Here is a 24,033-nt window from a genome sequence, read left to right as displayed (position 1 = left end):
CCCTTGGCGGGGAGAACGATAGAGGATGCGGCCGCGCTCCGCCAAGCCCTAGCCCGCCAGCGCCTTCTTCAGCAGCTCGTTGACCACCGCCGGATTGGCCTTGCCGGCCATCGCCTTCATCGTCTGGCCGACGAAGAAGCCGAACAGGGCCTCCTTGCCGCCGCGATACTGCTCCAGCTGGCCCGGGTTCTTCGCGAGGATCTCGGCGATCACCGCCTCGATCGCGCCGGTATCGCTGGTCTGCTTGAGCCCGCGCTCCTCGACGATCTTGCCCGCCGCATCGCCGGTCTCAAGCATGATCTCGAATACCTGCTTGGCGAGCGGGCCCGACAGCGTGCCGTCGGCGGCAAGCGCGAGCAGCTCGGCGCCGCCCTCGGGGCTCACCGGGCTCTCGTCCAGGTCCTTGCCCAGGCGGTTGAGCGCGCCGTACAGGTCCGACAGCAGCCAGTTCGCCGCTGCCCGCGCCACTTCATTCTCGCCCTTCTTCTGCACCCGCGCGCTCTCGGCGAGCAGCGCCTCGAACCAGCGCGCCGTGTCCGCATCCGCCGTCAGCGTAGCGGCATTGTACGCGCTAAGACCCAGATCGGTCTCGTAGCGGCGGCGCTTGGCGTCGGGCAGCTCGGGCAGGCTGGCGCGGCATGCCTCGAGGAACGCGTCGTCCAGTTCGAGCGGCAGCAGGTCGGGGTCGGGGAAGTAGCGATAGTCGTGCGCATCTTCCTTCGAGCGCATCGAGCGGGTCTCGCCGCGATCGGGATCGAACAGGCGCGTCTCCTGGACGATCCGTCCGCCGGCCTCGAGCACCTCGACCTGGCGCCGCGCCTCGATCTCTACCGTCTGCATGACGAAGCGGACCGAGTTGACGTTCTTGGTCTCGGTGCGCGTGCCGAACTCCGCACCCGGCTTGCGGACCGACACGTTCACGTCGGCGCGCATCGAGCCCTGGTCCATGTTGCCGTCGCATGAGCCGACATAGCGCAGGATCGCGCGCAGCTTGCTGAGATACGCGCCAGCTTCCTGCGGCGAGCGCATGTCGGGCTTGGACACGATCTCCATCAGCGCCACGCCGGCGCGGTTGAGATCGACGTAACTGCGCGACGGATGCTGGTCGTGCATCAGCTTGCCGGCGTCCTGCTCGACATGGATGCGCTCGATGCCGATCGTCTTGACGTTGGCCTCGGGATCCTTGTCGTCCAGGCTGATGTCGATCTGCCCCTCGCCCACCAGCGGGTGGAAGAGCTGACTGATCTGATAGCCCTGCGGCAGATCGGCGTAGAAGTAGTTCTTGCGGTCGAAGCGCGACCATTTGTTGATCACCGCGCCGATCGCCATGCCGGTGCGCACCGCCTGGCGGATGCACTCGCGGTTCGGCGTGGGCAGCATGCCCGGCATCGCCGCATCGATCAGGCTCACCTGGCTGTTCGGCTCCGCGCCGAATTCGGTAGCGGCGCCCGAGAAGAGCTTGGCGTTCGACGTCACCTGCGCGTGCACTTCGAGGCCGATCACGACCTCCCACTCGCCGGTTTCGCCCTGGATGCGGTAAGATGCGGTTGCGTCAGCCATTCTCGGTCTCTGGTGTCATCAGGATCAGTTCGGGGAAATATCGCCGATAGGGCTTCGGATCGCGCGTGGCGAGCGGAAGATTGCAGGTAACGGCGTGCGCGCCGATCAAAAAATCGCCGAGCAGTTTCTCACGCCTGCCACCGCCAGCGCGATAAGTTTCCTGGGCGGCACCAGCCCGCAACGCCGCCGCGGCCCCGAAATCCTCAACCCCAACACCAAGATTGTGGAGAAAATCTTCGATATCGTCGCGCGCATCCATCTTGGCGGCAAGCTCTGCGACCACGATCGCGCTCACACTGAGAGCTTCATGCGGCGCGGCAATTATCTCCGAAGCCCAGCCGAACCAAGGGGAACGTGGGTCCAACAGATAGATAACTATGTTCGTGTCGAGCATCACAGCAGTGCTGGATCCTCTCCTCCACGAAGCTCCCGTATAATCTCCACCGCATCGCCCTCGAGTCGCAAATGCGCGAACCGGGCCGCAGTCTCGCGTATCCGCTGAACCCGCTTCGCCCGCTCTTCCTCGAGATTTGCGACCGGCTTGCGGATCACCGCCTCCCCCGCCGCATTCCAGTCGAACTCGACCGGTTCGCCGGGCTTGAGACCGAGCGCATCGCGCACGTCCTTGGGGATCGTCACTTGCCCCTTGACCGTGAGGTTGCTCTGCTTGCTCATGCTAGAAGTATTACTTGCGACGGTAATACCTGTCTACCACCATTGCTCCGGCCGAGCGACGAACCCGGCGCGCTGCTCGATCGCCAGTCCTGCGTTGAGCACCCCCTGCTCGTCCAGCGGCCGCCCGATGATCTGCAAGCCCAGCGGCAGCCCGCCCGCGTCCAGCCCGGCCGGCACGCTCATCGCCGGCAGGCCGGCAAGGCTCGACGGCACGGTGAACACGTCGTTCAGATACATCGCCAGCGGATCGGCCGACTTCTCGCCCAGCGCGAACGCCGACGAAGGCGCCGTCGGCGTCAGCAGCAGGTCGCAGACGGTGAAGGCGTTCTCGAAATCGCGCGCGATCAGCGCCCGCACCTTCGATGCCTGGGTGAAATAGGCGTCGTAGAAGCCCGCCGACAGCACATAGGTGCCGATCAGGATGCGGCGCTTCACTTCGTCGCCGAACCCGGCCGCACGCGTCGCCGCGTACATGTCCTGCAGATTCTGGCCCTCGGCCAGTTCGCGCAGCCCGTAGCGCACGCCGTCATAGCGGGCGAGGTTCGACGACGCCTCGGCCGGCGCAATGATGTAATAGGCCGGCAGCGCGTACTTGGTGTGCGGCAGGCTGACCTCGACGATCTCCGCGCCGGCATCCTTCAGCCACTCGATGCCGGTTTCCCAGAGCTTGACGATCTCCTGCGGCGTGCCGTCGATCAGATACTCTGCCGGGATGCCGATCTTCTTGCCGTGCAGGTCGCCCGAAAGCGCCGCTTCCCAATTGGGCACCGGCAGGTTCAGCGAAGTCGAATCCTTGGGGTCGAAGCCCGCCATGTTCTCGAGCAGGATCGCGCAGTCCTTGACGTCGCGCGCCATCGGCCCGGCCTGGTCGAGGCTCGAGGCGAAGGCGACCACGCCCCAGCGCGAGCAGCGGCCATAGGTCGGCTTGATGCCGCTGATGCCGGTGAAAGCCGCGGGCTGGCGGATTGAGCCGCCGGTATCGGTGCCGGTCGCACCGGGCACCAATCGCGCGGAGATCGCCGACGAGCTGCCACCCGACGAGCCGCCGGGGGCCAGCGGAGCATTGTCGCCGCCGCCGCGCCGCCAGGGCGAGATAACATTGCCGAAATAGCTGGTCTCGTTCGACGAGCCCATCGCGAACTGGTCGAGATTGAGCTTGCCGAGCATGCCGGCGCCCGCATCCCACAGCTTCTGCGAGACGGTCGATTCATAGACCGGCTTGAAGCCTTCGAGGATGTGGCTGGCCGCCGTGGTCTGCACGCCCTTGGTGCAGAACAGGTCCTTCATGCCCAGCGGCACGCCGGACAAAGGCTTGAGCGGCTCGCCCGCAGCAATCGCCTCGTCGGCGACCCGCGCGGCGGCAAGCGCATGCTCGGGCGTCTCGACGATGAACGCATTGAGCGCCTTGCCCTTGCTCACCTTGACGATGAACGCGTCGGCCACTTCGCGCGCCGAGAACTTGCCCCCGCGCACACCGTCGCGCAGCCCAGCTACGCCCAGATCGGTGATCTCGTTCATTCGACCACCTTCGGCACGGTGAAGAACCCGTGCTCGCCCTGCGGCGCGTTCTGCAGCACGGCGTCGCGCTGGTTACCCTCGGTCACCACGTCTTCGCGCAAGCGCAGCGTGTTGGGGATCACGGCGGTCATCGGCTCGACCGACGAGGTATCGACCTCGCCGAGCTGCTCGATCCAGCCCAGGATGTTGTTGAGCTCGGGCGCGAGGCGCTCGGCTTCGGCATCGCTGATCGCGATGCGAGCGAGGCTCGCCACCTTCTTCACGGTTGCGGTATCGACGGACATGGGAGGCGCCTAACAGGGGCGCCTCCCGCCTTCAAGCACCCGCTTATTCGAACGGCTCGCCAACGGCCACGTTGCCGACAAAGACTTGCCGCCGCGGAACCGTGCGTATTTCGACCTTGCCGTCACGGTAGCCGTCCTCCAGCGCCGCGCCCGAAGGCGTAGCGATCGTGTGTGCCGTGACTTGGGTCCACTTGCCATCCTGCAGCAGATACCGATCGGCCGGCAGGCAATAGGCGCCCCGCCGCAGCTTATCGCCGTCCTTCTCACCCGGCTTGGCCTTGAGGTCGCCATAGCAATCGTCATCGAGCTTAAGCACTTCCACCGGGCTCGCCATCACCAGGGTACAGCGACTGGTCGGGCGGCACTCGCTCTCCTTGTCGAGCAGGTCGATCAGCCCTTGCGGCGCCGTCGCACCCGCTGGGAGCAGCCGCGCATTGGCAAGCACCGCATCCTCCGGGCGAGGCCGCGAATTCACTTCCTCGCGCAGGTCCCACCGACTCTCCGCCTTGGCCGCTTCTTCCGCCTTGGCACGGATCGCGGTACTGCCCGATGTGCGCAGCTTCGCAAGCGCATCGCGTCCCGGCTTGCCGAAGTCGAACGCCAGCGCCCGCCAGTCGAACTTGTCCGGCTTGGTCTTGCCCGATTCGAGCCGCGAGACCTGATCGCGGGTGGAAATCGCGTTGAAGCTGATCAGCGGCGTCGCCAGCACGAAGCCGAGCACGCAGACCAAAGCCGCCAGCACCAGATTCGCCGGGCGCACGCGCCGCGTCCACTGCATCCGCCCGCGCACCAGCGCCACCAGATAGGCCGCGCCCCACAGGCAGGCGATGCCGACGAACACCACGGCCCATAGTCGTTCGGGCGTATAGCCATATTGCTGGATGCGGAGACTCGTCGCCACTGCCGCCAGCGCGCCGAGCGGCAGGATCACCGCCGCCAGCACCATCGCGGCGTGGCGCAGCAGCGGATTGCGCCGCTCGTCCGCCTCATGCGCGCCGATCACGTCGTTGCAGAAGACCAGCGCGCCCGCGGCGCAGGCGAGCAGCAGCGGTGTCGTCGCCGAGGTCGCGTCCCAAAGCGCCTGCACCCCGGTGAAGGGCAAGGCGAGCAGGAACAGCGCAAGCCCGATCGCCAGCACCGGCGCCAGCACTGCGAGCAAGGTCGTGACCACGCGCTGGAGCGTCTGCACCACGGCGTCATGCTCGCGCAGCACCCCCAGCGCCGAACCGAAGGCCAGTCCGATCAGCACGCGGCAGAACCAGTTCTTCATCAGCAGATCGTGGAGCAGGTCGATCTTGATCAGCTGGAACAAGCCGGAAAGCAGCACCGTCATCAGGAAGACGAGCCCCACGAATGCCCAGCTGGCGAACCACAGCACCACATTCGCCCAGAGATGATCATGGACCGCGGGATAGGAGGGCCGCCAACTCCCCTCGCCGCGCGCGGCCTGGAACAGCGGCGCGGCGATTGCCACCGCCAGGAACAGGCTCATCGTCCGCCAGACCTCGCCTTGGCTCCAGCTCCCGGGCGCGCCGTTCCACCAGCTGACGAAGCCGGCGGCGATGCCCAGCGCGACGCCGAACAGCAGCGCCGCCAGCCAGTCCCGTCGTTCGATCGTGAAGCCGATCAGCACCGCGCCAACCGTCACGCCGGTCACCAGCGCGCCCTGGAGCGCCGTGAAGGCGAAATCGCCGAGGTTGCGCTCCCCCAGGATCAGGTGCGCGACGATCCCGGCCGCCAGCCCCAGCGCGGCAAGCAGCAAGGGCCGCGCCGTCCAGCGCTCCGGCATCTCCTCCACGATTTCGTCCATGAACATCACTCCCTTTGCGCGGGATGCTCTCGCAACGAGATCGGGGGGTAAAGTGGATTTCCCGTGCAGAATCGCTGCACCCCGCATCCACGCTTGCGTCGCCGACAATCGTGCCCCACGGGAATGCGATTGCAACGAAACGGCTTTATGCTGCATTGCACAATGGAGAGTGGGTCTTGGCCCGGAAGTTCCTCTATCTGATCGTAGGTCTGATCGTGCTCGCACTCGCCGCCACCTTCGCCTATCGATTCTGGGGCGCCGAGCTGCTCCGCCAGGCGATGGTGCCGAGCGTGGACGTCGCCCAGCTCTCCGCGCCGGGCGACTATGGCAAGCCCGATCTCTGGATCGCCCGCCCCGACAAGCCCGGCAACCCGGCACTATGGACGCCGCAGGGCTTCCAGCCGGCGGAAAACCCTTCGGCCGCGGTGTTCTTCATCCACCCGACTTCGTTCCTCGACCGCTCGAAATGGAACGCCCCGCTCGACGATGCCGCCGCCAATGGCCGGGCCGAGCTGTTCCTGCGCGGCCAGGCGAGTGCGTTCAACGGCGCCGGCCTGGTCTGGGCGCCGCGCTACCGCCAGGCGACCTTCGGCGCGTTCCTCACGTCCAAGGCCCAGGCGCAGAAGGCGCTCGACTTAGCCTATCGCGACGTCGTGGCGGCGTTCGACCAGTTCCTGAAGGAAGCCGGCGATCGCCCGATCATCCTGGCGGGGCATAGCCAGGGCGCGCTCCACCTCACGCGGCTGCTCGCCGAGCGCGTCGCAGGCAAGCCGCTCGCGAAACGGATCGTCGCAGCCTATGTGATCGGCTGGCCCGTCTCGGTCACCGCCGACCTGCCCAAGCTCGGCCTGCCCGCCTGTTCGGGTCCGGACGAGACCGGCTGCATCCTCTCCTGGCAGAGCTTCTCCGAGCCTGCCGACCCTTCGCTGATCCTCGACAATTTCGATCAGACCAACGGCTTCACCGGCCAGCCGCGCAAGGGCACGGCGATGGTCTGCACCAATCCGCTCACCGGCAAGCCCAACGACAGCGCGCCTGCCGAAGCCAATCTCGGCGGCCTGCTGCCGAGCCGCGACTTGAGCAGCGCGGTGCTCCAGAAGAACCTCGTCCCCGCACGCTGCGAGGGCCGCGGCTTCCTGATGATCGGCACCACCCCGCCCGACCTCGGCCCCTATGTGCTGCCGGGCAACAACTATCACGTGTTCGACTACAGCCTGTTCTGGGCAAATGTCCGCGCCGATGCCGAGCGTCGGTTGGGGGCGTACAAGCCCTGACCTCTTACACCGTCATCCCCGCGAAGGCGGGAATCCAGGGTCAAAAGCGATGCGCGAAGCAACCCTGGATCCGCGCCTTCGCGGGGATGACGATCTTAGCTAGAACGGCCCGATGATCACCACCGCCCCCGCCGATTTCCGCGCACTCCTTCCCGCCGGCGGCCGCCTGATCGGCCTCGATGTCGGCACCAAGACGATCGGCACAGCCCTTTGCGACGCCGGCTGGAGCTTTGCGAGCCCGGCCGAACTGGTCCGCCGCAGCAAATTCTCCAAGGACAAGGCCGCGCTCCAGGCGCTGATCGCCGCGCAGCAGGTCAAGGGGCTGGTCATCGGCCTGCCCCTCAACCTCGACGGCACCGACAGCCCGCGCACCCAGTCCACCCGCGCCTTTGCCCGCAACATGGACGATCTGGGAATGCCGATCCTGCTCTGGGACGAGCGCTGGTCCACCGTCGCGGTCGAACGCACGCTGATCGAGCAGGACTTCAGCCGCGCCCGCCGGGCCGAGATGATCGACAACATGGCCGCCGCGTATATCCTCCAGGCGGCGATCGACGCGCTGGTCAACGTCTAGACCGGCCTTGCGCGCCCGCCCCGCGGGGTCTAGGCGACGGCTTTAATGCAAGCCTCAGATCATCGCCCCGCGGCCCAGATAGCTGGCCGCGCCGTCTTCCCGCACCGGCACCTCACCGGCATTGCGGGGCTCCAGCCGCACGAGATCATGTTCCTGCTCGACGAGTCCGAGCAATGGATCGAAGCGAACCGCACCCGCGCGCGCAACGATCGCCGGCTCGACGGCATCACCCAGATCAACGCCTTCTTCGAGAATTCCACCCGCACGCTCCTCTCCTTCGAGATCGCGGGCAAAAGGCTGGGCGCCGATGTCGTCAACATGCACGCCGCGCAAAGCTCGGTGAAGAAGGGCGAGACGCTGATCGACACCGCGGTCACGCTCAACGCGATGCGCGCCGATGTGATCGTCATCCGCCACATGAGCTCGGGCGCAGTGCAGTTGATCGCCGACAAGGTCGATTGCCCGGTGCTCAACGCCGGCGACGGCTGGCACGAGCACCCCACCCAGGCACTGCTCGACGCGCTCACCATCCGCCGCCGCCGCGGCAGTGTCGCCGGCCAGCGCGTGGTGATCTGCGGCGATCTGCTCCACAGCCGCGTCGCCCGCTCGAACATGCTGGCGCTGACCGCCTTGGGCGCCGAGGTCCGCGTCGTCGCGCCCTCCACGCTGATGCCCCCCGCGATCGAGGGGCTCTACGTCACCCCCTTCACCGATTTCGACGCCGCGCTCGAAGGCGCCGACGTCGTGATGATGCTCCGTGTCCAGAACGAGCGGATGGCCGGCGGCTTCATTCCCTCGACCCGCGAATTCCACGCCCGCTACGGCCTCACGCTCGAACGGCTGGCGCGCGCGCAACCGGATGCGCTGGTCATGCACCCGGGGCCGATGAACCGCGGCGTCGAGATCGACTCCTCGGTCGCCGACCATCCCGAACGCAGCGCGATCACCGAGCAGGTCGAGATGGGCGTGGCGGTCCGCATGGCCTGCCTCGACGTGCTGACCAGAGCCGAACGCGGCGTGGAGGGCTGGGCATGAGCCAGATCTTCACCAATGTCCGCGTCCTCGGCGGCGCCACCCGCTTCGCCTTCGACACCGACACGATCGTCGCCGACGCCGCGGGCGCCGAGAGCATCGACGGCAAGGGCCTGACCCTCGCCCCCGGAATCATCGACCTGGGCGTGTTCGCGGTCGATCGCGCCGCCTGCCGCGCCGGCGGCATCACCCGCGTCGGGCTGATGCCCGACCAGTCGCCGATCCTCGACGATCCCGGCATCATCCGCCGCGCCGCGCTGATGGGGAAGCCCGACCTGTGGGTCCACCCCCTCGCCGCCGCCACGCGCGGCCTGGCCGGCACCGACCTGGCCGAGATGGCGATCAACGCCAGCGCCGGCGCCAGGGCCGTCGCCACTGGCCGCCGCTGGATCGCCGATACCGGGGTGATGCGCAAGGTGCTCGCCTATGCGCGCGATTGCGGGCTGACCGTCATCGCCCATGCCGAGGACGGTAACCTGGCCGGCGACGCCGTCGCCACCGAAGGCCTCACCGCCACTTTGCTCGGCCTCGCCGCCGCTCCCGCCATCGCCGAGGCACTGGCGATCGCCCGCGACACGATGCTCGCCGAGGATACCGGCGCGACGCTGCATTTCCGCCAGGTCACCACCGCCGCCGGACTCGACCTGGTCCGCCAGGCCAAGCGCCGCGGGGTCAAGGTCACTTGCGGCGTCACCCCCGCGCACTGGCTGCTGTCGGACATCGATATCAGCGACTACCGCACCTATGCCCGCCTCTCGCCGCCGCTGCGCAGCGACAGCGACCGCCAGGCCGTGCGCGCAGCGCTCGCCGACGGCACGATCGACGTCATCGCCTCGGGCCATGACCCGCGCGGCCCCGAAGGCAAGCGCCTGCCCTTCGCGGATGCCGAAGAAGGCATGTCGGGCGCCGAGACGCTGCTCGCGCTGTCGCTCGGCCTGGTCCGCGAGGGCCTGGTGACGATCGAGCGCCTGTTCGAGCTGCTCGCCGCCAATCCGGCGCGCATCCTCGGCCTCGACGCTGGCACGCTCGCCCCCGGCAAGCCCGCCGACTTCATCCTCTTCGCCCCCGACACGCCCTGGGCGATCGATGCGACCAAGCTGAAGGCCCGCGCCGGCAACACCCCGTTCGACGGGCTGCCGGTCCAGGGCAAGGTCCACCGCGTGTTCAAGGGTGGGCGGGAGATCGAGTAGGAAGTCCTCACTCTTCCCTAAACCGTCATCCCTGCCTTCGCGAGGTTGACGAGCAGGAGTTATTTCCCCCGTGCTGGCTTGGCCAGATTCGCCGCCACCGCCTCCAGGACCAGCGCCTTCAGCGCCGCCGCGTCGATCGCCTCGCCTTCGTGGATATCGATCGCGCGCCGCACATTCCCGTCCAGGCTCGAATTGAACAGCCCGCTCGGATCGGCCAGCGCCGCACCCTTGGCAAAGGTCAGCTTCACCGCCGTCTTGTAGGTCTCGCCGGTGCAGATAATCCCGGCATGCTCCCACACCGGCACGCCGCGCCACTTCCACGTCTCCTCGACCTCCGGATCGGCCTCGTGGATGATCGCGCGCACTCGTGCGAGTGTTTCGCCACGCCAGTCATCCAGCGCCGCGATCCGGGCGTCGATCTGCTCGGCGGCAGTCTTGTCCTCGCTCATGCGTTCCTCGCGAAATAGGGCCGCGCGAACATGTACAATCCCGTCGGCAGCAGGACCAGCAGAGGAACCACCGCGACCAGCCCGAGCCACTGCGCGTTGCTCTTCAATATGACCGCGACGATGTTCACGATCGCGGCGATGCTGAACACGAAACCGCTCCAGCGGTGGATCTGGCGGACCATATGCGCTCCTCTCAAATAACCGTTTGGCTATACATTCTCATAACCAAACGGTTATCAGTGAGTCAACCCCGCCCCAGATGACGCTCGGCCATATAGCGCCCAGGCGAGGTACCCAGCACCTTGCGGAACATCGTCACGAAGCTCGGTACGCTCTCATATCCCAGGTCCGCGGCCACCTGCTGGATCGAGGCGCCGCCGGCCAGCCACTTCACCGCCAGCATCACGCCCAGCTGCTGTCGCCACCGCCCGAAGCTCATCCCCGTCTCGCGCAGGATCGCCCGCGCCAGCGTCCGCTCGCTCAGCCCTGCGCGCTTCGCCCACACATCCAGCGTGCCCCGCTCCGCAGGTGCCGCGAGCATCGCCTCCGCCATCCGACGCAGCCGCGAATCGCTCGGCATCGGCAAATGCAGGTCCTCGACCTGCGCCCGCGCCAGTTCATCGAGCAGCACCGCCACCATCCGCCCGTTGGCGTCGCTCTCCTCATAGAGCACCGGCAAATGCGCACAGCGGACCAGCAATTCGCGCAGCAGCGGCGTCACCGAGATCGCGCAGCAGGTCGTGGGCAGATTGGCGGCGACCTCGGGCTCGACGAACGCATTATAGCCTTCGAGCATGCCCGTTCCCCGGATGCTGTGCAGCGCGCCGCCGGGGATCCACACCGCACTGCGCGGCGGCACGATCCACAATCCGCCCTCCACTTCGCAGCTCAGCGCCCCGCTATGGACGAGCAGCACCTGGCCCTTGCGGTGCCGGTGCGGCTCCAGCTCGAACGCACCAACATCCGCCATCGCAGCGCCGAAAGTGACGACGGCGCGCGGCACTTCGTCCGGATCGAGCCAGCCGCCCTCGTCATGCCTGCCGGTCAGGATCGGCATGCCCACACCCTTCCTGCCCAATTGACCGTTTTGAATAACATTCTGACCAACCTTCGGAATGACGCCGTTGTTGCGAGCCATTATCACTTAGCCGACACGCGGTCGAGACGGCCGTACGAAAGGGAAGAATGTGACGACACTCACCGACGGGCCCGTCGCCCGCCTCCTCGAAGCGCTGCACGGAGAAGCGACCGCCACCGACGAAGCGCATTTCCGCGCGATGATGGACAAGGTCGAGGCGCAGGACGGCAATATCGATGCGCTGGTCGCCAATATCCTGGCCGAGGAGCGCACAGACCTGCCCGCGGTCTACCGCGCCTATGCCGGCAATTTCCTCGCCGTCTCGCCGGTCTTCGGCCGCTTCCTTTATGCGATGGCCCGCGCCCGGAATGCCACGCGCATCGTCGAGTTCGGCACCTCGATGGGCGTCTCGGCGATCTACCTGGCCGCGGGGCTGCGCGACAATGGCGGCGGCACGCTGATCGGCAGCGAGATCGAGCCCGCCAAGGCCGCCCGCGCCCGCACCCATCTCGAAGCCGCCGGTCTTGCCGACCTGGTCGAGATCCGAGAAGGCAATGCGCTGGAAACGCTGGCCGATCCCGGCGGCCCGGTCGACCTGCTGCTCGTCGACGGTGCCTTCTCGCTCTACCTTCCGGTGCTCAAGCTGGTCGAGCCGCACCTCAAGCCCGGCGCGGTGATCCTCGGCGAGAACGCCTTCGACCCCGCCTATCTCGACTATGTCCGCAACCCCGCCAATGGCTATGTCTCGCAACCGCTTCCGGTGGACGAGGGCCGCGGCAATGAATTCACCGTGAGGATCGCCTGATGCTGGCTCCCGACTCCCCCGAACGCCCCGCCGCCAAGGCTCCCGGCCGGATCGACCAGGCGCTGCGCCGCCTGCTGATGCGGCCCGCCTCGGTCATCGCCAATGAGGAACTGAGCGATCGCTTCCGGCTGATCACGATCGAGGGACCTTCGCTCGCTGGGGTCGCCTGGATGCCGGGACAGAAAGTCCAGGTGGCGATGGGTTCGGCCTTCCAGACACGCACCTACACGCCGATCGAGTGGAACCCCGTCGCCGGCCGCACCTGCATCCTCGGCTATGCGCACGGGGACGGCCCCGGCAGCGCCTGGGTACGGGGTGCCCGGCCCGGCGACGCCTGCGACCTGTTCGGCCCGCGCGGCTCGCTCGATGCCAGCCGCCTGACCGGATCGCTGGCGGTGTTCGGCGACGAGACCGCGATCGGCCTCGCCTATGCGCTGGCCCGGCAGAACGGGAGCGTCGCCAGTCATTTCGAAGTGGAGGATGCCGAGAGCTGCTGCCAGGTCGCCGAGCAGCTCGGCTTCGATCATGTCGCGCTGTACCCGCGCAGCGCGGGCGACACCCATCTCGCCCGGATGGAGGCCGCCCTCCCTGCACTGATCGCTGCCGGCGCCTCGTTCGTGCTCGCCGGAAAGGCCGGCACGATCCAGCGCCTGCGCCAGAGCCTCAAGATCCTTGGCGTCCCTTCGGCGCGGGTGATCGCCAAGGCCTATTGGGCGCCGGGCAAGACGGGGTTGGACTGACAGGAAAAAGGCCGGAGCGTCGCCGCCCCGGCCTTTCCTTCTTTCCGATGGGAGTCGGAAAACTCTTAGCGCGAGGCCAGGCGCGTGCCCGCCTTGCCCCAGCCGGCCAGCGCATCGCCGGCGCCGGTGCGCACGAAGCAGGTCTGGCCGCTCGACTTGACCTGGCGGCACAGCGCGTCGGCGCCGCTGCGGTCATAGCCGCCCACAGACAGGCGATAGAAATTGCCGGCCTTGGTCGAAACCTTGGCACCATAGGGCGTCTGCCCCGAAAGCGCGGGCACGCGGTTGCCGAAGCGGCCCCATGCATCGCGCGCCACGGCCGGGCTCACATAGGCGCCGAGCTGGACATAGAAGTTGCCCCGCGCCGGCTTGGCGGTCACGGCGCTCTTCTCGAATATCCTGGGCGCGCGGGCGCTCACCGAAGCAGTGGCGGCCGGCGCTGCGATCGCACGGGCCGGAACCGACTGGACGACCTCGGCGCGCGGGCCGAACACGACACCGGCATTGGTGCCGGCAACCGGCGCGATCTCGGCAACCGAAGCGACTTCGCTCGTGGTCGCTGCGACCGCGACGGCGCCGCCGGCCTCGACGGCAACCGCCTGGGCGTTGGCGGGCACGCCCGGCATGTAGGTATCGACCGGATCCTGCGCCGGCACGGTCTGCACCGGCTGGGTCGCGGCGGCGGCGAGCATCACGTTCTGCTGCGCGAGCGCCAGGCGCTCGGGCTGGCCGCCGTCGCGCACCGCCGTCACGCCGAGCAGCGACGCGACCTGGTCATAGGCGTTGGCCGGACGGGCGAAGTCGATCCACTGCATCATCCGCGCGTTGACCTGGTCAGGCGCCACATCGACCGAGGCGACCTGCTTGGCGTCGGCCCAGCGGCCCGACAGCGCGAGTGCAAGGGCGAAGTTCTGGCGGGTCTTGGCGTTGGCATCCTCGGCGCGTGCGGCCGGCTCGAGGATCTGCACCGCGGTCACCGGATCGCCGGCCAGCGCAAAGGCCAGCCCGCGGTCGCTTGCGGGGATCGTGTCCTGGTGCGTCTTCAGCATCTCGCGCGCACCCGCCCAGTCGCCGCCGGCGATCTTGGCGAGGACGAGGTTGAGTGCCACGCTGCCATTGCCCGGATTGAGCGTCAGCGCGTCGCTGAGCGCCTGGTTCGCCGAGGCGAAGCGCCCGGAAAGCAGATAGGCCTGGCCCAGCAGCGCGCGGTAATCGCCGTTCTGCGGATCGTTCGCCACCGCCAGCTCGGCATGGGCGACTGCTTCACCGCCCTTGCGCTTGGCGATCGCCTTGCGCGCGGCCGCCGCTTCCTGCACCGCCCTCTTCGCATTGGGCGCGTCGCTCGCAAAGGCCGAGAGCGCAAAGCCCTGGGTCGCGATGCCGGCCGCCAGCGTGCTCCCGGCGCAGAGCGCCGAAAGGCCGATCAGGAGCTTGCTACGGGTCTTCATCTGTTCAGTCCTTAGCGGTTCCCGACGGGGCCGACCTGGCGCGCAAGCGCCTCGACCTCACCGAGCGATTCGAGAAAGGCGTCGAGCGCCTCGGTCACGAGCAGCTGCGCCGAACGGTTGGTCACGGCCGATGCGAGACGCAGTCGCAGATGCCGGTCATTGTCGAGGCGGAGCGTGAACGCCGCCTTGGATTTCCTGGCCACTTCGCGGACGACGCGCTCGACCGCGGCCGGCGGGAGGGCCTGGCGCTTCGCCACGGGCGCGGGTGCGACCACGGGCTCGGCCTGGACCTCGGCCACGGCGGCCGGCTGGTCCTCGACCACCGGCTGCGGGGCCGGCTCGGGCTGGTTCAGCCGCTCGTCGAGCGCTTCGATCTGGCGCAGCACCTGCGGCTTGGCAGCCGGCTCGGGTGCATATTGCGCGGCTTCCTCGCCCATGTCGTTCCAGCCGAGATCGTCCTGCGCGGTCGCCGGGTTCATCCCGACAAACCCCTGGGGACGCATCGCCGGGCGCGCCTGACCCTTGCGGGCGAGCAGGCTGGACGAAAGCGAAGCGGCGGGCTTGGGAGTGCCGAGCATCAGCTCACCACCCGGCGGCCAAAGCCGCCCGCCGAGCGCGAAGCGCCAAAATGAGAAGCCGCGGCAGGCGGCGCGAACACGGTGCGGCGGAAGTTCTTCTCCAGCCGGTCGTTGATATAGGTCCACAGCGCCTCGACCTCGGCGGCCGAACGGCCCTTCGGGTCGGTTTCCATCACGGTGCGCCCATCGATCATCGACGCGGCGAAATCGGTGCGGTGATGCAGCGTGATCGGCGCGACGGTTCCGTGCTGCGAAAGAGCGACCGCGGCCTCGCTGGTGATCCGCGCCTTGGGCGTCGCGCCGTTGACCACGAAGATCAGCGGCTTGCCCGCGCGCTCGCACAGGTCGACCGTGGCGCCCACGGCGCGCAGGTCGTGCGGGCTCGGGCGGGTCGGGACGACGATCAGCTCGGCCACCGCGATCACGCTCTGGATCGCCATGGTGATCGCCGGCGGGGTATCGATCACCGCCAGCTTGAAGCCCTGCTGTCGCAGGATCTCGAGGTCCGAGGCCAGCCGCGCGACCGTGGTCTGGGCGAAGGCGGGAAGATCCGTCTCGCGCTCGTTCCACCAGTCCGCGAGCGACCCCTGGGGATCGATGTCGATCAGCACGACCGGGCCGCAGCCCGCCCGTTCCGCCTGCACGGCCAGATGGCCTGACAAGGTAGTCTTGCCAGATCCGCCCTTCTGCGATGCCAACGCTAGAACGCGCATGAACCCCCTCGAGATACTATTTACCCGAAGGTTGGATGCCATGCCGGCGTCTAAGAATGCGTTAACAGCGTTCCGCCCCGGGATTCTCCTGAACGCATCCGCGTAAGGATTTCTTTCCCCGACGATGGTAAATGGGCATTTATCCAATCTTGCGGGGGCAGGAGTCGGGGTCGCATGAAGTTCGTTCGTTTCGTCTGTGCCGTCGGTATCGCGCTCGTCGCAGCGCCGGCGTGCGCCCAGGAAAATCCGGTCAAGGCCGGAGTCGAGGCGTGGGAACGCGCCGATTACAAGGCCGCCGTCGATCGCTGGCGCGGGCCCGCGAGCCGCGGCGACGCCGATGCGCAGTTCAACCTCGGCCAGGCCTACAAGCTCGGCCGCGGCGTCCCCGCCGATCTCGCCCAGGCCGAATTCTGGTACGGCAAGGCTGCCGCCCAGGGCCATGAACAGGCCGAGGCGAGCTATGCCCTCTCGCTATTCGCCAATGGCAAGCGCGATGCCGCCGCGCCCTGGCTCCAGCGCGCCGCCGGCCGCGGCGATCCGCGCGCCCAGTATGTACTCGGCACGATGTACTTCAACGGCGATGTCGTCGCGAAGGACTGGGTGCGCGCCTATGCCCTGGTCACCCGCTCCTCGCAGTCGGGCCTGGCCGAAGCATCGAGCGCATTGTCGCAGATGGACAAATATATGAGCGTGCAGGACCGTCAGGCGGGCCTCACCCTCGCGCGCAAATATGAGGAAGAGGCGAACCGCGCCCCGCTGCCGGGCGCCAGCCGGCCGCCGGTCGAAATCGCGAGCGCCACGCCGCCGGTCCGCATCCCGTCCGCCCGCACGCCGCCGCGCGCCACCCCCACGCCCGCCCCGGTAAAGGTCGCCGCGACTCCGCCGCCTCCGGTCGCCACCGCGGTCCGCGACGGCGGCTGGCGCCTGCAGCTCGGCGCGTTCGGCGATCCCGCCAATGCCCGCAAGCTGTGGAGCCAGCTCGGCAGCCGCTTCCCCGGCCGCCAGGTCGCCTATGTGAAATCGGGCAGCCTCACCAAGGTGCTGGTCGGCCCCTATGCCAGCCGGATCGAGGCGGCCGGCGCCTGCCGCGGAGTCAGCCCTTGCGTGCCGGTCAGCCAATAGCTGTTCCATTTGTATCGTGGGTGCAACAAATCGAAACGCGCCGCGTTGCAGCATCATGATCCGTAAACTCGCGCCCCTGCTCGCCGCTGCCCCGCTGCTGGCTCTCGCCCTCCCCGCCCACGCCCAGGATGACGAGGAGAAGGCGCCCAGGCGCTACCGCGTCGCCATCGGCCCCCAGGTCACGCCGCGCTTTCCCGGCGCCGACAGCGTGGTGTTCAGTCCCTATTTCGATCTCGGCGTCACGCGCGGCGACAAGCCGTTCGCCTTCGAAGCCGCGGACGAGAGCTTCTCGGTCCCGATCATCGACGACAGCGGCTTCTCGATGGGCCCGGTCGCCAATTTCGAAGGCGCCCGCCGCCGCAAGAATGTCGATGCCGCGATCGACGAGGTCGGCAATACGGTGGAACTGGGCGGCTATGCCCAGGGGTGGATCGCCAATGGCTTCCGCGTTCACGGCGAAGTCCGCCAGGGCATCAACGGCCATCGCGGCCTGGTCGGCTATGCCGGCGTCGACTTCGTCGCGCGCCAGGGCGACAAATGGCTGTTCGCACTCGGCCCGCGCGTCACCTTCTCCAACGAGAAATATCGCCGCGCCTATTTCGAAGTGACCCCCGCAGTCGCCGCCCGCACCGGCCTGCCGGTCTACCATGCCGATGGCAGCCCGATCCACGCGCTCGGCGCCACCATCACCACCAGTTACCAGTTCACCCCGCGCTGGGGCGTGGCAGGCTATGCGAAGTACGACCGCCTGACCGGCGACGGCGCCGATTCCCCGATCACCAGGACGATCGGCAGCCCGAACCAGTTCTCCGGCGGCCTGGCACTCAGCTTCACCTTCGGCAAGGGCGTGCGCTAAGCACCCAGAGTGCTCCTTCTAGCCCTCTCCCGCTTTCGCGGGAGAGGTTCTTATTCCCCTCCCTGAAAGGGAGGGGTTAGGGGTGGGTTGGCGAGCGAAGCGAAGCCGGGCTACGCTTGCCCAATGTTCCGCCGCATCGATCCCATACTGACCGCTCGGGCCAGGGAACTGCGCAACAATCCGACCGAAACTGAACTTGCCGTCTGGCACCTGATCTCACGCTACCGGCCAGCTTTCACGCGCCAGCATATTGTCGAGCCGTTCATCATTGATCTGGCTTGCCGGCAGGCACGGTTAGGTATTGAGTTCGACGGCAGCCAGCACATCGTTGAAGCCCAACGAGATGAACGGCGGTCAGCCTATCTCCGAACAAAGGGATGGCGCGTCATCCGCCTCTGGAATTCCGAGGTGCTCTCAAATCCCGAAGGCGCCGTCCAATTCATTCTGGCGCAAGCCACCGAGTGCCTCGGCGGCACCCACCCCCAGCCCCTCGCTTCCAAAGAAGGTAGAGGGAGAAAACCTCGCTGGAGCTGACCAGAGCTCGTGCCCTGCCAACTCCGCTCCCTGAAAGGGGAAGGGTCGGGGGTGGGTTCGATCGCGGCGAAGGCCGGGGGAGCCCAGAGGATCGGCAGGTGAAACAGAAAAGGCCGGGCATCGAGCCCGACCTTTTCTAACCCACCCCTAGCCCCTCCCTTGCAGGGAGGGGAAATTGAAGGTCGCGGCCTACCCCGCCACCCAATCCTTCTTCGCAATCCCCTGTGCATAAAGCAGCGCGGTCAGGTCCCCATGGTCCACCCGTACCCCCGCCGCCGCGGCCACGATCGGCTTGGCATGATACGCGACCCCCAGCCCGGCCTCGCGGATCATCGCCAGGTCGTTGGCGCCATCGCCTACCGCCAGCGTGTCCACCGCCGACAGGCCCAGCTCGCCGCGCACCGCCAGCAGCGTCTCCAGCTTCGTCGCGCTATCGACGATCGGCCGCTCGACCGTCCCGTCCAGCGCGCCGTCCGCGATGACCAGCCGATTGGCGATCACGGTATCAAACCCGATCTCCGCCCCTACCGGCTCGGCAAAGCGCGTGAACCCGCCCGAGACCAGCACGCAGGTCGCGCCCCGCGCCCGCATCGTCTGCACCAGCGCCTTCGCCCCCGGCATCAGCCGCACCCGCTCCGCCAGGCATTGTTCGATCGCACTCTCGGAAAGCCCCTTGAGCAGCGCCACCCGCGCATCCAGCGCCGCGCCGAAATTCAGCTCGCCCCGCATCGCCCGCTCGGTGACCTCGGCGATCCTGCTCTTGATCCCGGCATAGTCCGCCAGCTCGTCGATGCACTCGACGGTGATCATCGTGGAGTCCATGTCGGCGACGAGCAGCTTCTTCGCCCGTCCCACGGCCGGCTGCACCGCCACGTCAGTCTTCGGGAATGCCCCCTCCAGCGCGCCGCGCGCCGCATCGGGATGCATCGCAAATTCCAGGTCCGCCGCGACGCCCTCGTCGATCCAGCGCCAGCTTCCCGGGGCGCAATGCACCGAAGCCAGCCGGTCGGTGCCTTCCGAAAGCTGCCCAGCGGTCAAGCCATCTGCTATGAGCGTCGCAATGAACATCGGATCCCCTGATCTGCCAATGGTGGCGCTCATCGCAGGGCCGACCGCGAGCGGCAAGTCCGCGCTCGCGCTCGCGCTCGCCGAAAAGCACGGCGGCACCGTGATCAACGCGGACTCGATGCAAGTATACGCCGATCTCCGCGTCCTCACCGCCCGCCCCACCGTGGAGGAGGAAAAGCGCGCCCCACACCGGCTGTTCGGCCATGTCGACGGCGCCGATGCCTATTCCGCCGCGCGTTGGGCCGCCGAGGCCCGTGCCGCGATCACCGAAGCCCATGAAGCCGGACGCCTCCCGATCCTGGTCGGCGGCACCGGCATGTATCTGCGCACCCTGATCGAAGGCATCGCCCCGGTCCCCGAGATCGATCCCGATATCCGCGCGGCCGTCCGCGCGCTCCCCGTCGCCGATGCCCAGGCCGAACTCGCCCGCCTCGACCCGGAGACCGCCGCGCGTCTCGGCCCGATCGACAGCGTCCGCATCGCCCGCGCGCTCGAGGTCGTCCGCTCCACCGGCAAGACGCTCGCCCATTGGCAGGCCGAACGGCATGGCGGGATCGAGGGCGAGGTCCGCATCGCCGCGACGATCCTCCTGCCCGACCGAACCTGGCTCTCCGACCGGATCGACCGCCGCTTCCGCCACATGGTCCGGGTCGCGCAGGGCGAAGTCGAGGCGCTGCTCGCCCGCACCGACGTGCCCGGCGACGCGCCCGTGCTCCGCGCGATCGGCGTGCGCGAGGTCGGGCTGGCGCTGGCGGGCGAAAGCAACCTCGACGAGGCGCATTTCGCCGGTTCGCTGGCGACCCGGCAATACGCCAAGCGGCAATATACCTGGTTCCGCCGCCAGCCTCCCCCAGGGTGGGAGCGCACGGACGAGACAGAAACGAACAGACTCGTTGATCAATTCGACATAAAGTTGCTATAAAGCTGCTTGACGCGAAGTTTTCGTGCGGGTAGCAGCGCCCTTCCAGCGGTGCCCCGCACCGCAGCATAGGAGGCCGATGTGACCGAGAAGAGTGGAGCAGACATCCTGATCGAGACGCTGGGCGATCTCGGCGTGGAAGTCGTGTTCGGCTATCCCGGCGGTGCCGTGCTTCCGATCTACGATGCCATCTTCAAGCAGGATCGCATCAAACATATTCTTGTCCGCCATGAGCAGGCGGCGACGCACGCGGCGGAGGGCTATGCCCGCGCCACCGGCAAGCCGGGCGTCGTTCTCGTCACTTCGGGCCCGGGTGCGACCAATGCGGTCACCGGCATCACCGATGCGCTGATGGATTCGATCCCGATGGTCGTCATCACCGGCCAGGTCCCGACCGCGCTGATCGGCACCGACGCGTTCCAGGAAGCCGACACCGTCGGCATCACGCGCCACTGCTCGAAGCACAACTATCTGGTGAAGGACCCGGCCCGGCTCGAGCCGACGATCCGCGAGGCCTTCTACATCGCCACGTCGGGCCGCCCCGGTCCGGTCGTGATCGACATCCCCAAGGACGTCCAGGTCGCGACGGCGAAGCGCGGCGATGCCGGCCCGATCCAGCACAAGACCTATCGCCCGCAGACCGAGCCCGATGCGGCGCTGATCGAAAAGGCGGTCGACATGCTCGCCGCGGCCGAGCGCCCGATCTTCTACACCGGCGGCGGGATCATAAACTCCGGTCCCGAAGCTTCGCGCCTGCTGCGCGAGCTCGTCGCTGTAACGGGCGCGCCTGTTACATCCACGCTGATGGGCCTCGGCGCCTTCCCCGCTTCGGACGACAAGTGGCTGGGAATGCTGGGGATGCACGGCACCTACGAAGCCAATCTGGCGATGAACCAGGCCGACCTGATCATCGCCTTGGGTTCGCGTTTCGACGACCGCGTGACGGGCCGGCTCGATGCCTTTGCGCCGAACAGTGCAAAGATCCACGTCGACATAGACCGTTCGAGCATCAACAAGAACGTCCGCGTCGACCTGCCCATCGTGGCGGACGTCGGTCTGGCGATCCGGGCGATGATCGACACGTACAAACTTCGCCAGCACCCCCGTCCGGACCTGTCCGAATGGTGGAGCCGCATCAACGGCTGGCGCCAGGTCGGCTGCCTCGAGTTCCAGGAGAGCGATCCCCAGGTCATCATGCCCCAGCGCGCCATCCGCGCGCTGTGGGAGGCGACGAAGGACAAGGCGCCGATCATCACCACCGAGGTCGGCCAGCACCAGATGTGGGCGGCCCAGCACTTCCACTTCGAGGATCCCAACAAGTGGCTGACCTCGGGCGGGCTCGGCACGATGGGCTATGGCCTGCCGGCCGCGATCGGCGCGCAGATGGGCAACCCCGATGCCCTGGTCATCGACATCGCCGGCGAGGCCTCGATCCAGATGAACATCCAGGAGCTGGCGACGGCGACCCAGTACCGGCTGCCGGTCAAGATCTTCATCTTGAACAACGAATATATGGGCATGGTCCGCCAGTGGCAGGAGCTGACCTACCAGTCGCGCTATTCGGAGAGCTACAGCGACGCCCTGCCCGACTTCGTCAAGCTGGGCGAGGCCTATGGCTGGAAGGGCATCCGCATCGACACCCGCGACCAGCTCGACGCCGGCATCGCAGAGATGCTCGCCTATGACGGGCCGGTGATCGTCGATTGCCGCGTCGCCAAGCTCGCCAATTGCTTCCCGATGATCCCCTCGGGTGCCGCCCATACCGAAATGCTGCTCCAGGCCGCCGAAGTCTCCGGCGAAATGGACGACGAAGCCAAGGCGCTGGTCTGATCCCATGCATATCAAGGAAGAAGCAGCCGAGCGGCACACGCTCGCCGTCATCGTCGACAACGAGCCGGGCATCCTCGCCCGGATCGCCGGGCTTTTCACGGCGCGGGGCTACAACATCTCCTCGCTCACCGTGTCGGAGATCAGCGACGACGACCTGATCAGCCGGATCACCATCGTCACCCACGCCTCGGCGCCGGTGATGGAGCAGATCATCGCCCAGCTCGAGCGGCTGGTGCCGGTGCACAAGGTGACCGACCTCACCGCCTTCGGCCCCCACGTCGAGCGCGAGCTGGCGCTGGTGAAGGTGGCCGGCACCGGCGAGCACCGGATCGAGGCGCTGCGCCTCGCCGAAGTCTATCGGGCTCGCGTCGTTGATGCGACCACCTCCAGCTTCGTCTTCGAAGTGACCGGCGGCGTGGAGAAGCTGGACAAGTTCGTCGAGCTGATGCGCGATCTCGGCCTGGTCGAGGTGGCGCGCACCGGCATCGTCGCGATTGCGAGAGGGGCCGAGGCGGCCTGACATTTTATCCGTCATCCCCGCGAAGGCGGGGATCCAGGGTCACAAGCGACACCGTCCTTGGCTCTGGATTCCCGCCTCCGCGGGGGTGACGATCACAAAGGGAAGAGAAGAGAAATGCGTGTCTATTACGATCGCGACGCCGACCTGAACCTGATCTCGAACAAGAAGATCGCCATCCTCGGCTATGGTTCGCAGGGCCATGCCCATGCGCAGAACCTGCGCGACAGCGGCGTCAAGGACGTCGCGATCGCGCTGCGTCCCGGCTCTGCCTCGGCCGCCAAGGCCGAAGGCGCCGGCTTCAAGGTGCTGCCGAACAAGGAAGCGGCCGCCTGGGCCGACATCCTGATGATCCTGGCCCCCGACGAGCATCAGGCGGCGATCTGGGATGCCGACATCAAGGGCAACCTCCGCCCCGGTGCCGCGCTCGCCTTCGCGCACGGCCTGAACATCCATTTCGGCCTGATCGAAGTGCCGTCGGACATCGACGTGATCATGATCGCGCCCAAGGGCCCCGGCCACACGGTGCGCAGCGAATATGCGCGCGGCGGCGGCGTGCCCTGCCTGATCGCAATCCACCAGGACGCCTCGGGCAACGCGCATGACCTCGCGCTGGCCTATGCCTCGGGCGTCGGCGGCGGCCGTTCGGGCATCATCGAGACCAATTTCCGCGAGGAATGCGAGACCGACCTGTTCGGCGAGCAGGCCGTGCTCTGCGGCGGCGCGACCGCGCTGGTCCAGGCCGGTTTCGAGACGCTGGTCGAGGCCGGCTATGCGCCGGAAATGGCCTATTTCGAGTGCCTCCACGAATTGAAGCTCATCGTCGACCTGATGTACGAAGGCGGCATCGCCAACATGCGCTACTCGATCTCGAACACCGCCGAGTACGGCGACATCAAGACCGGCCCGCGCATCATCACCGAAGAGACCAAGAAGGAAATGAAGCGCGTCCTCGCCGACATCCAGTCGGGCCGCTTCGTGAAGGACTTCGTCCTCGACAACCGCGCCGGCCAGCCCGAGCTCAAGGCCAGCCGCATCGCCGCCAAGCGCCACCCGATCGAGCAGGTCGGCAGCGAACTGCGCGCGATGATGCCGTGGATCGGTGCGAACAAGCTGGTCGATCAGACCAAGAACTGATCGCAGGCACGGGGCCGGCGGGGAAGCCCGTCGGCCTCAGCCGCACTCGCTCTCGAACCGCGCCCGTACCGGATCATAATCCGGATCCGCCCGAACGACCACAGGTCGGAAGGCAGGCGCTCGCTGGCCATCACGCGGGCGCCGACGAAAACTGAACAAACGCAGGAAACGCATGAGCGGCATCCGGACCAACCATTGTCCGATAAAGCTCTCATGGCGCGCGCTCCGGCCATTCAGGGCGGCTCCGATAGGGAGTGGTACCTAGGGCACCAAGCCCCTTGCAAAACCCTGGGTTGCCGCCTTCGGATTTCCCCGCCCCTTC

The 24,033-nt window shown here is 67.5% G+C and carries 26 protein-coding genes; 13 read left to right on the top strand and 13 right to left on the bottom strand.

Annotated features, from left to right (window positions below):
• Nucleotides 1-48: 48 nt before the first annotated feature.
• The 6 genes from gatB to AC1RPL_RS19930 are packed head-to-tail and all read right to left on the bottom strand — an operon-like array spanning nt 49 to nt 5,847.
• Complete coding sequence (gene gatB / locus AC1RPL_RS19955; protein WP_493071912.1) at nt 49-1,560, bottom strand: Asp-tRNA(Asn)/Glu-tRNA(Gln) amidotransferase subunit GatB; 1,512 nt, start codon at nt 1,558-1,560, stop codon at nt 49-51.
• The gene (locus AC1RPL_RS19950; protein WP_493071911.1) at nt 1,553-1,954 is read right to left on the bottom strand and encodes a type II toxin-antitoxin system VapC family toxin; all 402 of its coding nucleotides are present in this window, start codon (nt 1,952-1,954) and stop codon (nt 1,553-1,555) included. The genes gatB and AC1RPL_RS19950 overlap by 8 nt, the downstream gene beginning before the upstream one ends.
• Nucleotides 1,954-2,235, bottom strand: a complete 282-nt coding sequence (locus tag AC1RPL_RS19945) for an AbrB/MazE/SpoVT family DNA-binding domain-containing protein (RefSeq protein WP_493071910.1) — start codon at nt 2,233-2,235, stop codon at nt 1,954-1,956. Before AC1RPL_RS19945 ends, AC1RPL_RS19950 begins: the two co-directional genes overlap by 1 nt.
• Nucleotides 2,236-2,268: 33 nt before the next feature.
• Nucleotides 2,269-3,753, bottom strand: a complete 1,485-nt coding sequence (gene gatA, locus AC1RPL_RS19940) for an Asp-tRNA(Asn)/Glu-tRNA(Gln) amidotransferase subunit GatA (RefSeq protein ID WP_493071909.1) — start codon at nt 3,751-3,753, stop codon at nt 2,269-2,271.
• Nucleotides 3,750-4,037, bottom strand: a complete 288-nt coding sequence (gene gatC, locus AC1RPL_RS19935; protein WP_493071907.1) for an Asp-tRNA(Asn)/Glu-tRNA(Gln) amidotransferase subunit GatC — start codon at nt 4,035-4,037, stop codon at nt 3,750-3,752. The genes gatA and gatC overlap by 4 nt, the downstream gene beginning before the upstream one ends.
• Nucleotides 4,038-4,080: 43 nt before the next feature.
• Entirely contained in the window at nt 4,081-5,847 is a 1,767-nt protein-coding gene (locus AC1RPL_RS19930; protein WP_493071905.1) for a DUF4153 domain-containing protein, read from the bottom strand.
• Nucleotides 5,848-6,023: 176 nt separating this feature from the next.
• Here AC1RPL_RS19930 and AC1RPL_RS19925 point away from each other — a divergent pair, with 176 nt between their 5' ends.
• From AC1RPL_RS19925 to AC1RPL_RS19910, 4 genes are all read left to right on the top strand, one after another.
• Nucleotides 6,024-7,121, top strand: a complete 1,098-nt coding sequence (locus tag AC1RPL_RS19925) for a DUF3089 domain-containing protein (RefSeq protein WP_493071903.1) — start codon at nt 6,024-6,026, stop codon at nt 7,119-7,121.
• A 112-nt stretch (nt 7,122-7,233) separates the two neighbouring features.
• Nucleotides 7,234-7,695, top strand: coding sequence for a Holliday junction resolvase RuvX (ruvX, locus tag AC1RPL_RS19920; RefSeq protein ID WP_493071901.1), 462 nt, complete (start codon nt 7,234-7,236; stop codon nt 7,693-7,695).
• A gap of 45 nt (nt 7,696-7,740) precedes the next feature.
• Nucleotides 7,741-8,730, top strand: a complete 990-nt coding sequence (locus AC1RPL_RS19915) for an aspartate carbamoyltransferase catalytic subunit (RefSeq protein WP_493071899.1) — start codon at nt 7,741-7,743, stop codon at nt 8,728-8,730.
• Complete coding sequence (locus tag AC1RPL_RS19910) at nt 8,727-9,917, top strand: dihydroorotase (RefSeq protein WP_493071898.1); 1,191 nt, start codon at nt 8,727-8,729, stop codon at nt 9,915-9,917. The genes AC1RPL_RS19915 and AC1RPL_RS19910 overlap by 4 nt, the downstream gene beginning before the upstream one ends.
• Nucleotides 9,918-9,976: 59 nt before the next feature.
• Here the strand turns inward: AC1RPL_RS19910 and AC1RPL_RS19905 are convergent, their stop codons facing one another.
• The 3 genes from AC1RPL_RS19905 to AC1RPL_RS19895 form a co-directional block, all read right to left on the bottom strand.
• A complete protein-coding gene (locus AC1RPL_RS19905; RefSeq protein ID WP_493071896.1) occupies nt 9,977-10,366 on the bottom strand; it encodes a DUF1801 domain-containing protein in 390 nt (129 codons plus the stop codon).
• The gene (locus AC1RPL_RS19900; RefSeq protein ID WP_493071894.1) at nt 10,363-10,548 is read right to left on the bottom strand and encodes a hypothetical protein; all 186 of its coding nucleotides are present in this window, start codon (nt 10,546-10,548) and stop codon (nt 10,363-10,365) included. Before AC1RPL_RS19900 ends, AC1RPL_RS19905 begins: the two co-directional genes overlap by 4 nt.
• A gap of 62 nt (nt 10,549-10,610) precedes the next feature.
• On the bottom strand, nt 10,611-11,423 hold the full coding sequence (locus AC1RPL_RS19895) for an AraC family transcriptional regulator (RefSeq protein ID WP_493071892.1): 813 nt from the start codon (nt 11,421-11,423) through the stop codon (nt 10,611-10,613).
• Between the two features lie 130 nt (nt 11,424-11,553).
• Between AC1RPL_RS19895 and AC1RPL_RS19890 the strand changes: the two genes are divergently transcribed.
• Nucleotides 11,554-12,249, top strand: coding sequence for an O-methyltransferase (locus tag AC1RPL_RS19890; RefSeq protein WP_493071890.1), 696 nt, complete (start codon nt 11,554-11,556; stop codon nt 12,247-12,249).
• The gene (locus AC1RPL_RS19885; protein ID WP_493071888.1) at nt 12,249-12,989 is read left to right on the top strand and encodes a siderophore-interacting protein; all 741 of its coding nucleotides are present in this window, start codon (nt 12,249-12,251) and stop codon (nt 12,987-12,989) included. Before AC1RPL_RS19890 ends, AC1RPL_RS19885 begins: the two co-directional genes overlap by 1 nt.
• Nucleotides 12,990-13,054: 65 nt before the next feature.
• Here AC1RPL_RS19885 and AC1RPL_RS19880 read toward each other — a convergent pair whose 3' ends face one another.
• Genes AC1RPL_RS19880 through AC1RPL_RS19870 form a run of 3 tightly spaced genes read right to left on the bottom strand, consistent with a single transcriptional unit; the run spans nt 13,055 to nt 15,728 of the window.
• A complete protein-coding gene (locus AC1RPL_RS19880; RefSeq protein WP_493071886.1) occupies nt 13,055-14,437 on the bottom strand; it encodes an SPOR domain-containing protein in 1,383 nt (460 codons plus the stop codon).
• Between the two features lie 11 nt (nt 14,438-14,448).
• On the bottom strand, nt 14,449-15,015 hold the full coding sequence (locus tag AC1RPL_RS19875; protein ID WP_493071884.1) for a hypothetical protein: 567 nt from the start codon (nt 15,013-15,015) through the stop codon (nt 14,449-14,451).
• Nucleotides 15,015-15,728 (bottom strand): AAA family ATPase, encoded by a 714-nt coding sequence (locus AC1RPL_RS19870; protein ID WP_493071882.1) that lies wholly within the window; start codon nt 15,726-15,728, stop codon nt 15,015-15,017. Before AC1RPL_RS19870 ends, AC1RPL_RS19875 begins: the two co-directional genes overlap by 1 nt.
• A gap of 174 nt (nt 15,729-15,902) precedes the next feature.
• On the opposite strand from AC1RPL_RS19870, the gene AC1RPL_RS19865 reads away from it, so the two are divergent.
• The 3 genes from AC1RPL_RS19865 (at nt 15,903) to AC1RPL_RS19855 (ending at nt 18,240) form a co-directional block, all read left to right on the top strand.
• Nucleotides 15,903-16,850 carry an SPOR domain-containing protein gene (locus AC1RPL_RS19865; RefSeq protein WP_493071880.1) on the top strand — a complete coding sequence of 316 codons (948 nt, stop codon included), beginning with the start codon at nt 15,903-15,905 and terminating at the stop codon, nt 16,848-16,850.
• Between the two features lie 55 nt (nt 16,851-16,905).
• Nucleotides 16,906-17,706, top strand: coding sequence for a MipA/OmpV family protein (locus AC1RPL_RS19860; RefSeq protein WP_493071879.1), 801 nt, complete (start codon nt 16,906-16,908; stop codon nt 17,704-17,706).
• Nucleotides 17,707-17,829: 123 nt separating this feature from the next.
• Complete coding sequence (locus AC1RPL_RS19855) at nt 17,830-18,240, top strand: endonuclease domain-containing protein (RefSeq protein ID WP_493071877.1); 411 nt, start codon at nt 17,830-17,832, stop codon at nt 18,238-18,240.
• A 189-nt stretch (nt 18,241-18,429) separates the two neighbouring features.
• Here the strand turns inward: AC1RPL_RS19855 and serB are convergent, their stop codons facing one another.
• Complete coding sequence (gene serB, locus AC1RPL_RS19850) at nt 18,430-19,308, bottom strand: phosphoserine phosphatase SerB (protein ID WP_493071875.1); 879 nt, start codon at nt 19,306-19,308, stop codon at nt 18,430-18,432.
• Here serB and miaA point away from each other — a divergent pair.
• From miaA to ilvC, 4 genes are all read left to right on the top strand, one after another.
• The gene (miaA, locus tag AC1RPL_RS19845; RefSeq protein ID WP_493071873.1) at nt 19,301-20,230 is read left to right on the top strand and encodes a tRNA (adenosine(37)-N6)-dimethylallyltransferase MiaA; all 930 of its coding nucleotides are present in this window, start codon (nt 19,301-19,303) and stop codon (nt 20,228-20,230) included. The two genes, serB and miaA, sit on opposite strands and share 8 nt — an antisense overlap.
• Before the next feature lie 78 nt (nt 20,231-20,308).
• Nucleotides 20,309-22,057 carry a biosynthetic-type acetolactate synthase large subunit gene (gene ilvB, locus AC1RPL_RS19840; RefSeq protein ID WP_493071871.1) on the top strand — a complete coding sequence of 583 codons (1,749 nt, stop codon included), beginning with the start codon at nt 20,309-20,311 and terminating at the stop codon, nt 22,055-22,057.
• Nucleotides 22,058-22,061: 4 nt separating this feature from the next.
• The gene (gene ilvN, locus AC1RPL_RS19835) at nt 22,062-22,577 is read left to right on the top strand and encodes an acetolactate synthase small subunit (protein ID WP_493071869.1); all 516 of its coding nucleotides are present in this window, start codon (nt 22,062-22,064) and stop codon (nt 22,575-22,577) included.
• Nucleotides 22,578-22,691: 114 nt separating this feature from the next.
• Entirely contained in the window at nt 22,692-23,711 is a 1,020-nt protein-coding gene (gene ilvC / locus AC1RPL_RS19830; protein ID WP_493071867.1) for a ketol-acid reductoisomerase, read from the top strand.
• Nucleotides 23,712-24,033 lie beyond the last annotated feature (322 nt).

The organism is Sphingomonas sp. GW821-FHT12D09, from assembly GCF_058807215.1.
Note: the sequence above shows the minus strand (reverse complement) of the source record. Positions and strands in the feature narration are given on the sequence as shown.